The organism is Deltaproteobacteria bacterium (assembly GCA_016219225.1).
Lineage (GTDB): Bacteria > Desulfobacterota > RBG-13-43-22 > RBG-13-43-22 > RBG-13-43-22 > RBG-13-43-22.
On the sequence record JACRBX010000137.1, the window covers coordinates 1 to 8308 of the forward strand.

The 8308-nt window shown below is 50.9% G+C and carries 9 protein-coding genes; 3 read left to right on the forward strand and 6 right to left on the reverse strand.

The window, feature by feature from the left end:
• Positions 1–325: phage integrase N-terminal SAM-like domain-containing protein (locus HY879_11860; protein MBI5604041.1), on the reverse strand; the 325-nt coding region annotated here is incomplete at its 3' end.
• A gap of 724 nt (positions 326–1049) precedes the next feature.
• Here HY879_11860 and HY879_11865 point away from each other — a divergent pair.
• Together HY879_11865 and HY879_11870 are read left to right on the forward strand one after the other, a co-directional pair.
• Positions 1050–2342, forward strand: coding sequence for a hypothetical protein (locus tag HY879_11865; protein ID MBI5604042.1), 1293 nt, complete (start codon positions 1050–1052; stop codon positions 2340–2342).
• 408 nt (positions 2343–2750) lie between these two features.
• A complete protein-coding gene (locus HY879_11870; protein MBI5604043.1) occupies positions 2751–2930 on the forward strand; it encodes a signal peptidase II in 180 nt (59 codons plus the stop codon).
• Positions 2931–2966: 36 nt separating this feature from the next.
• Here HY879_11870 and HY879_11875 read toward each other — a convergent pair whose 3' ends face one another.
• Genes HY879_11875 through HY879_11885 form a run of 3 tightly spaced genes read right to left on the reverse strand, consistent with a single transcriptional unit; the run spans position 2967 to position 5208 of the window.
• Positions 2967–3602: a DNA-3-methyladenine glycosylase 2 family protein gene (locus HY879_11875; protein MBI5604044.1), complete on the reverse strand. Its 636-nt coding sequence runs from the start codon at positions 3600–3602 to the stop codon at positions 2967–2969.
• Positions 3603–3611: 9 nt separating this feature from the next.
• A complete protein-coding gene (locus HY879_11880; GenBank protein MBI5604045.1) occupies positions 3612–4358 on the reverse strand; it encodes an ABC transporter permease in 747 nt (248 codons plus the stop codon).
• Entirely contained in the window at positions 4351–5208 is an 858-nt protein-coding gene (locus HY879_11885; GenBank protein ID MBI5604046.1) for an ABC transporter ATP-binding protein, read from the reverse strand. Before HY879_11885 ends, HY879_11880 begins: the two co-directional genes overlap by 8 nt.
• A 324-nt stretch (positions 5209–5532) precedes the next feature.
• On the opposite strand from HY879_11885, the gene HY879_11890 reads away from it, so the two are divergent.
• Complete coding sequence (locus tag HY879_11890; protein MBI5604047.1) at positions 5533–6138, forward strand: molecular chaperone TorD family protein; 606 nt, start codon at positions 5533–5535, stop codon at positions 6136–6138.
• Positions 6139–6233: 95 nt separating this feature from the next.
• Here HY879_11890 and HY879_11895 read toward each other — a convergent pair whose 3' ends face one another.
• Positions 6234–7688 carry a hypothetical protein gene (locus HY879_11895; protein MBI5604048.1) on the reverse strand — a complete coding sequence of 485 codons (1455 nt, stop codon included), beginning with the start codon at positions 7686–7688 and terminating at the stop codon, positions 6234–6236.
• A 167-nt stretch (positions 7689–7855) separates the two neighbouring features.
• On the reverse strand, positions 7856–8308 hold a 453-nt coding region (locus tag HY879_11900; protein ID MBI5604049.1), incomplete at its 5' end, for a 4Fe-4S dicluster domain-containing protein.

The window sequence follows — 8308 nt, forward strand, 5'->3', positions numbered from 1 at the left end:
GGGGAAAAGAGAGAGATCTCTCCCGGACTTGCTGAGGTTTCGGGATTAAAGACGTTGCTCTGTCGGTATTGGAATTCGCAACCGGGGTTTCGCCTTTACGTTGAATTTCAAAATAAAGGGAAACGGCATGGGCTGCCTGCTTTTGTTGGACCGGGGTCTGTTTCTTTTCTCGTAACTTGTCGATGAATAAACGTACCTGGTCAGGTCGGGCTTCGGGGACAGGATATTTGGTGCAGAAATCCAGAAAATATCTAAGCCACTTTTTATAGTCCGCCCGCTGTATCGGCGCAATGACTCGTTTTTCGAGAATGGCCTCAAACCTCATCAGAATGGGAACAGGAACAGGCAGTATCGGTATTGAACGGCTAACCTCTTAAGAATACAAATTAGATATTGAACAACTTAATTAAAATAATAATATCAGATAGCTTTGTCAATTAAATTTTTAATTTGATGTTGACAATCCCGGAACTTCCTGATATTGAAAGGAAACTATTCAATAATTTGTTATGCATAGGATAAGAGCAATATGAAAAAGAAGAAATCGAGGAAACTTGATATTTACGAACAACAGAAAGAGGCCTACTGGAAAGCGTACGATAGGGCATTGCTTATGAAGGACAACTTTTTCTCGGTAGCGTCGTCGTCGATATGTATTGAATCCGGACTGGGAGGGAATTCAGAGCCGAGTCAACTACATTTCGGCCCCGAGGGCAAAGCGTTTTTTTGATGTTCGGTGCCCTCATTCAGAGTGTATCAACGGTGGGTTCAAACTACCGGGAGCAGTTTCTAAGGTGTTGAGTAGTCGTCCGGAAGAATATGCGGGAACAATGACCTACCAAGACTTACAAGATCGGGGCGCATCGGTCGTCACAGGTGCCTACTAATGATGGACTACGGAATCACTGCGTATGGAGGGGCTGGCTATGGCTTACTTAAAGAATGCAGGAACCTGCTCTCCACTCTACCTATTTATTCTCGACCCCGTTTTTTCAAGACGGTCATATTTCCTGGCCATAATCTTGTTCCTAACAGAAGGAGGAGCCACCATGATGTCATTTCGTATAGCGACGTTCGTGCAGCGCATCATTTTGTTCGCACTGTTCGCACTGTCTGTAGGCACCAACGCACTGGCGGACGTTAAGTCTCAGTATCGCGGAACTGATGTCCAGAACTTCGAGGCGAACGCGACTGTGACGTTTCGCGATCGCGGGTCAGTGACGATCGACGTGAATGTTCTCACCAAGGGTACGTTTGTCTACTCGGGCACATTGCGAGGCACCGAAGTGGAGGGAAACTACACAGCGCCTCCCGGATTCGGTGGTGGATATTTCAAGGCAACCCTTTCCAGCGCTCCGAGTGGCAACAATGTCCCGGACAGCATTACGGTTCTGCACGGGCGCGGACTGCAGTGGCCGCTCCAACTGACAGTGGTGTCCGGTGGTGAAGCTGGGGGCAATGGCGGTGAAATCGTTAATCGTCCGCAGTTGCAGGCGTCGATCGTATGCGATCCCAATCCATTGGCCGTCACGGTTTCCGAACTGCCGAGCAGGACCTGCACGGTTTGGATCAGTAATTGGAAACGCGACACGTCCGCACTGGTACAGGTGATAGCGCCCCAAAGTCTGGACGGCTACGGCAATCACGCGAACGGCATCCAGGTGTTTAGTGCCGGCCAGGCAGGTTCCACTACCGGCGTTGCACCCTCCAACATGAGCGGTTTTCGAGCACCCGACGGTAGCTATGGAAGATCTTATCCGTGGAACCTGACGGTGTTCGCATGTCCCTCGCAGCAGGGTACCGGAGCGAACTGTTTCAACTATTCCGCAACGCCCGGCCCTTTCTCTGTGCCGCTCGTGGTGCGTCAGGCAGGATCGCAAGACGCCAACATCGCATTGACGGGCACGGTGCTGGCGAGCGCCAGAGGGCAGATCGGTGGAGGTGGCAGCAATGCAGCGTTGTGGCGCATCCGCAACATCTGGAAGGCGGATCAGTTTATCAATATCGAACCCGGTTATCTGAGGACGTCGCAGGTCAGCGCGGCATGGTGGAGCGCACAGTGGCGCCTCGAACCAGTGACAGGAACGCAGTTCGTGCGCATTGGAAATCGCTGGAAGCCCGACCATTACATCCACATTGAGACTGGATTGGCGGTCGGTTTAGCACCGCAACATTGGCATAGTGCCATGTGGAGTATCGAACAAGTGGCAGGGGCAGCGGGTCGTTATAGAATACGAAACCGCTGGAAACCGGATCAGTTCCTGAACATCGAAACAGGGGCGCTGCAATGCACGGCGATCAATAGCACCTGGTGGAGCGCGATGTGGAGCCTTGAACAGTAGTTGCTTCATGAGAAGGCATTGGTGTCAGACTCGAATTTGGCATCCAATCAACCATTGCGCCACCGAAAGGGGGAAGGCTACGCGTCACCCATTAGAGGGTACCCTGTCAAAAGATAGTTCTTCCCCGCTCGAAGAAAACAAAGGGGTCAGGCACTGACAAAGGACAAATATAATGATAAATCGTTGCCCAACCATCGGCTCCAGCGGATCAGAGCCAGATGCGGCTCTTCCCGCTGAGCCGTATGTTCAAACAAGAACGAAGGAACATACAGATGCCAAGAAAGATGTGTGTTTACGATCCTTAGTCTGGAGGTGTAAAAATCCCGCAAAAGATGCAACCCCGGATTCGTCAACGAATATTGGAACACCTGAAGAAGCATTAGAAACTTCAGCAGTCTACCTGAGAGATTGAACTCATTTGATCGCGTAGCCTATGGCGGCTTAGTTGTGGACTATATGAGCGTTGGAATCGGGCCTGTAAGCACAGTTATTTTCAATGTTGCTGACGTTGCTATTACTGTGGGAGTACTCATTTTTTTCTCAGCGGCATTGGGTCGGACCGGTCCGACCCCCCACCAGCCCTGTTGAGTTCGTTTTCCATAATTCCTCCGGCGTTCTGTTTGTTCACTCCGGGTTGCTTAGATAATGATGCCAGAAAACACGGGCCGCCACCGCCCGCCAGGGTTTCCAGGTTTGGCTCAGGACCTCGAGTTCCGCCGACGAAGGACGTGATCCAAGTCTCTTGACCCGCTGAACGGCAATTGTCAGGGCAAGATCCCCCACGGGCCAAACATCCGGCCGCCGCAGGGCCATCAGAAGATAGATGTCCGCCGTCCATCGACCGATCCCCGTTATCTTGAGCAATTCGGCCCGAACGGCATCATCATCCATCCGGTCAAGCGCTTCCAACATTAGAAAGCCCTCGGTAATGGCCTCGGCCAGATTCCGGCAGTACCGGGTTTTTTGCCGGCTGAACCCGATCTGCTTGAGCTTTTCCCCATCCAACTTCAGGAATGCATCCGGCGTCAGAATCGGAATTGCCCGGCTGAGTCTATCAAAAGCCGCCTTGGCTGAGGCCAGAGAAACCTGCTGTTCGAGGATAATGCGGACCAGTGTCGGAAACCCCGGGGCGCGCTTCCAGATCGGCGGCGGACCGAGGTTCGACAGGATATCCCCCAGATCCGGATCCCGGTCTTTCAGAACGGCCAGGGCCTGCTTAAAGGTTGATTCGGTCAGGTGTTTAGTCTTTATCGATGGCATGACTCTAGTTTAATCCCTTTGTTTCAAGGTCATGCTCGACAGGAACAACAGGAGAACCCCATAAAGAATGAGGACCCCGAATTCGTTTAGATGATGAAAGAGGCCACTCGCCTCGGCCAGCATGGGCTTGATCAACATTTGCGCATAGGTGAAAGGGATGAGATAGGACAACCAACGCACACTCCAGGGAAGGCTCGAAATTGGCAGTATCAAGCCGGAGATGAAAATCGTGGTCAGTATAAATAATGGGATGAAAGGAAATATTTGGGCCTCGGTCTTGGCCAAATTCGATATCAAGATCCCCAGGGCGATGGAGATCAACGATAGGGTCCACATGACGGCGAACAGGGAAAGCATCAGGCCTAAGCCGTAGGACAGATGGAATAACACATTTACCTCCATCATGATGAGGACGGCCTGGACCGTAGCCAGGGAGGCGTAGCCGAGAAGATAGCCCATAACCACCTCCGTACGGCTGAAGTTGTTCACAAACATCCGGATCAACGTCTCGTCCCGCCGCTCCCGGACGATAACGATCAGGCAAAGCACATAGGAAGTGAAATGGATGATAAAGGCCGTTATCAGGACATAAAGTTCTTCGGGATTGGTGAAGAGGCCGACCGGCAGGGTCTGGATAAATAGCTTAAAAAGATAGAAGATAATCATCGGCAAAAAAATGGACAGGGCCAGAAAACGCCGGTCGCCGATAAGCTGGCTGTCGATCCGTGCGGCTATGGCCAGGGTGTTGTTAACCATGTTTTTCTTCCTCTTTCAGAAGTTTCAGGAAGATGTCTTCAAGGCTTTCCTGCCGGATGGATATTCCGGAGACCCCGGGGTCAAGGCCGTAACGATTCAACAATCCCGGCAGTTCGCGGGTGTAATGGCTTAGCTCTTCAGTGATGGACCGGCCTTCTACCTCCAAAGTGACTTGTGTTTTTCCCCTGATCAGGATGCGCTCCGGCGTATCTTCTATGATCAGTCGCCCTTCCCGCAGAATCCCCAGGCGGTCGCAGAAAAGGGGTTCGTCCATGAGGTGGGTGGTGATGACAAGTGTTGTCCCTTTAGCCGCCAGGGAGCGGAAATGCCTCCAAAAGCTCTCCTTGAGAACCGGGTCCACTCCGGCAGTGGGCTCATCCAGAAGCAGAAGCTTGGGTTCATGCACGAGGGCGCAGGCTAAGGAACAGCGCTGTTTAAGGCCTCCCGAAAGGGTGGCCGTTTTGCGGCCGGCCAGGTCAGCCAGACCGACAAATTCCAAAACTTCGCCAATCCGCCTTTCCAGGCGGTCGAGCTTGTGGGCCCGGGCAAAGAATTTAACATTGGCCCGAACGGATAAATCCCCGTATAGCGCCGGCACCTGGGGCATATAACCCAGGCCGGCCCTGACCGCACGGGCTTCTTGCGGCATGGCCTGGCCCAGCACTATAACTTTCCCGGCAGTGGGCTTGACCGCGCCCACCAGGGCCTTGATCAGGGTTGATTTCCCCGAACCGTTCGGCCCTAATAACCCGTAAATCTGTCCCGGGTCGACGGTCAGGTCTATCCCCTGCAAGGCCTTCACCGGGCCATAGTTTTTAACCAGACCTGAAATCGATATTGTCGGTGGCATAGGTCATCATGTTGAAATTTATCCGTTTCTCATTACTTGTTTCCCGTTTTAACGAGCAATCCCGCCTTTAGCAGGGTCCGCAATACAAAAAAACCGGCGATGATTTAGATGAGATATGCTATAATAGGATTAACAGGAAAGACAAGATAAATTTAAGCTAAGCTTGTCCCCGGAGAAGAAGTTTTTGCTAAAATTCGAGCGGGGAATCCCTCTTCCTGGTAACATCCCGGACAAGGCGTAGAGTCTTTGTTACATAAGACAGAGAGATTAAATGTGATATTAATTAAGGATGAAAAGCAGGCCCTGCTGGAGGTTATTCAAAAAATGACCCATTTCTACTGGGGGCCTACCCTTGAACAATGCGAGGATATGTTGCAAGTCTCCTTTTGGTTTCCCATGGAAAAGGTGCTGCCCCTATTGGATGCCCCTTCAACCGAAATCTATAAGAAAATAGTGACTACTTTAAATAATTTCCCCCATGCCCGAGCCCTTTTCGACTGCCTGGAGGAAGAGTACGTTCGCCTTTTCATCAGTGACCGTCAAGGGATCCGGGCACCGCTTTATGCCTCCTGTTACGTCACGGAAGAACCCGGTGAAAGGTCTCCATTGATGGGAGAGCCTGCCCAGGCAATGAAAGAACGGTTTGAATCCAAAGAATTGTCTCTGGCAGACGATGTCGGGGAACCGCCGGATCACCTGTCCATTGAATTGGAATATCTCTATTTTTTGCTGGAAAAGGGCTGGGTGGAGGATGAAGCCCCCCTTTTGAAGGAGGCCGGGCAGTTCGCCTCAGAAATCATGCTGCCCTGGGTCGGGCAGTTGCAGCAGAGGCTGGAGGCCATAGAAACCGAAAACCAATTTTATCCTCTCATCACCACCCTCTTATCGGCTTTCCTTAAAATGATCGGAGAAATAAAAGAAGGGGTTTAAAAAGTCCCAACCTTCTGCGGTTTTGAAGGCGGGGACTCCCTGTCCCCGATAAGGAAGAGCAGGGAGTCATCGGGTTTCAACTTCTTAAACGAGATCTAATTGACCTTGATGATTTTATAGGATCCATCTCTATTGAAAGACACCTCGGCATCCAGGTAAAAAACATTCTTTATATCCTGCCTTACGTCCTTCAACATGAAATAGGCCTCTCCGCTTCGGGCCCCTGTGGAACAGACAAAAACGACCGGTTTACTTAAATCGAGTGTTTTTAACTTTTTTTCCAGCTCGCCTATAGGGATATTGACCGCCGTTTTGAAAGTCCCCGTTGAATATTCTGCAGTGCTTCTGACATCGATCAGGAACATTTCGGCGGGTTTTTCATTCAACATTTTTTCAAAAGAGGTTACCTCAATCGTCCCTTCTCCCTTTCCCGGTTTGATTTTGTCTGCGACAGGGGAAAAGGTTTTTTCCCACTCCGGATAGCCGCCGGCATAGACCAGGACATTTTGATATCCCAGCCCCATTAATTTCCGGGCCATTTCATGAGATAATACACAGCTATATCCCTGGCAGAAGGAAACGACCGGCTTGGTCAACTCTTTGGGGAGAATACTTTTACTTGCTTCAAATTTAGTGACCGAAATATTAATAGCCCCTTCAATGGTGCCTTTTTTGTACAAATTGGCCGGTCTTGAATCTATAAAAAGGACCCCCGTATCGTGTAATTCTTTAGCTTTTTTCTGATCGATCTCTTGATAGTCCGTGTCGAGCCACACCGGTGGAGCGATGTAGAGTTTTAAGTTGGTGTACCCCTTGCTTTTCAGTCTCTGGGCATTCTTCAGGCTCAATTCGCATTCTCTGCCGATGCCAAGGATAATTTCAATATTCTTGGCGATATTAAGTTTTTCAAACTCAGGATAAGCACTCGAAAACTTCATGGACGGCAAGGATATGGCCGAGGGGATGTGGCCGACCGAATACAACCCTTCCGGCCGGGCATCGATGATAACGACCTTATCTAATTGGCGAATACCGGTGCCGATCTTACCCTTGACGTAATCATAGTCTACCACTCCAAAACCTTCGGCAACGGCTTCTTTGGTCAAGGCCACCAGAGAAAAGCCCTTTTTCCATTCCAGGACACCCCCGGCAAAAACCTTTATGTTGTTATATCCAAGTTTTTCTGCCGCTCTGGCCGATTCGTGGCTCAGGTTGTTTCCGGAATCCCGCCCATAGAAGACCAGAAGGGTCCCTTTGTTTTTAGGCAACAGCCTGGCCATCTCACCAGGCAGATTGTTCGGGATACTGAATGAGCCGAATATGTGGCCTTCATTGTATTCCTCTTTCGGACGGACATCGATGACCATCGAGTTGGGCGGCGGGGGCAGTTTGGCATATTGGGCCACAAAATCCGCATTAACAAGGTCTTTAAAATACCAACCCGGCTTAGCCGGTGTTTCGGCTGCCTGGACCACGGTAAACCCGGCGACCAAAGCCATGACCAGGGTCAACGTCATGATTAACTGTAGATGTTTTAGTGATTTTTTCATTATTCTCCTCCCCTTTTATTGGTTATACTGCGTAAACTCTTAAAAACTCGTCATTCCCGCGCAGGCGGGAATCCAGACCATACGTAACACATTAAATAACCTGGATTTCCGTTTCCACGGGAATGTCGAAAATGGTTGCTTGTCGACTTTTTGCGAACCCATCATGCTTAACTCTTTTTCCAAAACGACGCCGGCAGGTGAACCTCTCCCGGCAGGGTCGGTTCTTTCGGCCAATCCAACTGAATGGTCCCTAAGGTATAATAAATACGCGGCTTGGTGTTGATTCTGTGATTGGCCACCTGTACTAACCGGCCCTTTTTCATCAAGGCACTGACACGACTTCCAGGGTCATTCAGATCCCCGAAAACCCGGGCCTTGGTGGGGCAGGTCTCTACGCAGGCTGGTTCTTCCCCTCGTATTAAGCGGTGCTGGCAATAATCGCACTTGTCCGCCCGGCGCGTAACCGGGTTCCAAAACCGGGCACCGTAGGGGCAGCCCGTTACGCAGTTGCCGCACCCGATGCACTTGGCCGGATCGATGACCACCATCCCGTCGGAGCGTTTATAGGTGGCCCGGACCGGGCAGGCGGCCACGCAGGCCGGATCTTCACATTGCATGCA

Coding starts and splice junctions, on each gene's coding strand:
- HY879_11865 (MBI5604042.1), top strand. CDS start 1,050: ATGATGTCATTTCGTATAGCGACGTTCGTGCAGCGCATCATTTTGTTC.
- HY879_11875 (MBI5604044.1), bottom strand. CDS start 3,602: ATGCCATCGATAAAGACTAAACACCTGACCGAATCAACCTTTAAGCAG.
- HY879_11880 (MBI5604045.1), bottom strand. CDS start 4,358: ATGGTTAACAACACCCTGGCCATAGCCGCACGGATCGACAGCCAGCTT.
- HY879_11885 (MBI5604046.1), bottom strand. CDS start 5,208: ATGCCACCGACAATATCGATTTCAGGTCTGGTTAAAAACTATGGCCCG.
- HY879_11890 (MBI5604047.1), top strand. CDS start 5,533: ATGACCCATTTCTACTGGGGGCCTACCCTTGAACAATGCGAGGATATG.
- HY879_11895 (MBI5604048.1), bottom strand. CDS start 7,688: ATGAAAAAATCACTAAAACATCTACAGTTAATCATGACGTTGACCCTG.